The sequence below is a fragment of the Herpetosiphon llansteffanensis genome, assembly GCF_003205875.1.
Classification (GTDB): Bacteria; Chloroflexota; Chloroflexia; order Chloroflexales; family Herpetosiphonaceae; genus Herpetosiphon; species Herpetosiphon llansteffanensis.
This window is the reverse complement of record NZ_PUBZ01000029.1, coordinates 1-1,566: the sequence shown is the minus strand read 5'-3', so window position 1 is coordinate 1,566 and position 1,566 is coordinate 1. Positions and strand designations below refer to the sequence as shown.

1 protein-coding gene is annotated in these 1,566 nt (G+C 61.7%); it reads left to right on the top strand.

The features are described from left to right. The first annotated feature begins 75 nt into the window (after positions 1-75). A protein-coding gene (locus C5S61_RS01835; RefSeq protein WP_439109046.1) for an IS3 family transposase occupies positions 76-1,505 on the top strand; the annotation gives its coding sequence in 2 pieces (ribosomal slippage) (positions 76-439 and positions 439-1,505; 1,431 coding nt in all). Positions 1,506-1,566: the final 61 nt, after the last annotated feature.

Sequence of the window (1,566 nt, the reverse complement as noted above, 5' to 3'; positions counted from 1 at the left end):
AGCTTCCCTCTGTGCTACCATAGGTGAGACAGATCTGGTGTATCAATCTTAAGTCGAGGGCCGCAAGGAGTTCCCATGGCCAGCAAAAAACCAACGCCCGACCAATCGACCCATGACCCTGAAGTTCGGCCCAAAGCCGCTCGCACCCACTGGAGTGCCCGCGACCGTCTGCGCATCCTCGCGGCTGCCGATGCCTGTGCGCCGGGCGAACTTGGTGCCTTGCTGCGCCGTGAAGGGATTTACTCCTCGCACCTCGCCCGCTGGCGACGACAACGGGCCGAGGGCGAACTCGCTGCACTCACGCCCAAGCGGAAGGCCGCACCCACGCCCGAAGCCCAGCGCCAGACTGCCGAACTCGCCCGCCTCCGCCGTGAAAACCAGCGGCTCCAAGCCAAACTGGCCCAAGCCGAGGTGATCATCGATGTGCAAAAAAAGCTTGCAACCCTGTTGGGGATCACGCTCCCAGCGCCACCACCCGACGCACAGGATTAATCATGGCGGTGGCCGATCTGGCTCCGACCGTGGGCATTGCCGCTGCCTGTCGCGCGCTCGGTGTCCCGCGCAGCGCCGTCTATCGTGCGGCTCAGCCTGCGCCCACAGCGGTTCCGCGTCGTCGGCCTGCGCGTGCGCTCACACCCAATGAGGTCGCCCACATTCGCACGGTGCTCAACAGTGACCGCTTTGCGGACTGCACGCCACGCCAGATCTATGCGACCTTGCTCGACGAGGGAACGTACCTCTGCCATTGGCGCACAATGTACCGGATTCTGGCCGCTCATCGCGAAGTTCGGGAACGCCGCAACCAACTGCGCCACCCGACCTATGCCGCGCCGGAATTGTTGGCCACGAAGCCAAATCAGCTCTGGAGTTGGGATATCACGAAGTTCAAAGGCCCAACCACCTGGTCATACTTCTATGCCTATGTGATTCTGGATGTCTTCAGCCGCTGCATCGTGGGCTGGATGGTGATGGAGCGCGAATCGGCGGCCTTGGCCGAGCAGTGTATCGCCGAAACCTATTACCGTGAGGGTATTCAGCCGAACCAACTCACGCTGCATGCCGACAATGGCAGTGCCATGACCGCCAAGCCCGTGGCCCAATTATTGGCCGATTTGGGCGTGACCAAAACCCATAGCCGCCCGCACGTCTCGAACGACAACCCGTACTCCGAAGCCCAGTTCAAGACCACCAAATATCGGCCTGATTTTCCGGATCGCTTTGGCAGTCTCATCGATGCACGGGCGTGGATGCGGGCGTTTGTGCAGTGGTACAACCACGAGCACTGTCACAGCGGGATTGGCTTGTTGCCGCCAGCGATGGTGCATCGTGGGCAGGCCACTGCCATGACGACGGCGCGGCAGCAGGTGCTGGCGACGGCCTATGCAGCCCACCCCGAACGCTTTGTGCGGGGAACACCGCGCCCGCCGCGTGTGCCGGAGGCTGTGTGGATTAACCGCCCAGTCGGGCCAGCGGATCCGTCGATCACGGCGGCATTGCGCGAATAATCCTTCTTTAATCGTCCGTTTGCTCCATTGTCATTTGTTTCATCGTGCTTGACACATTCCG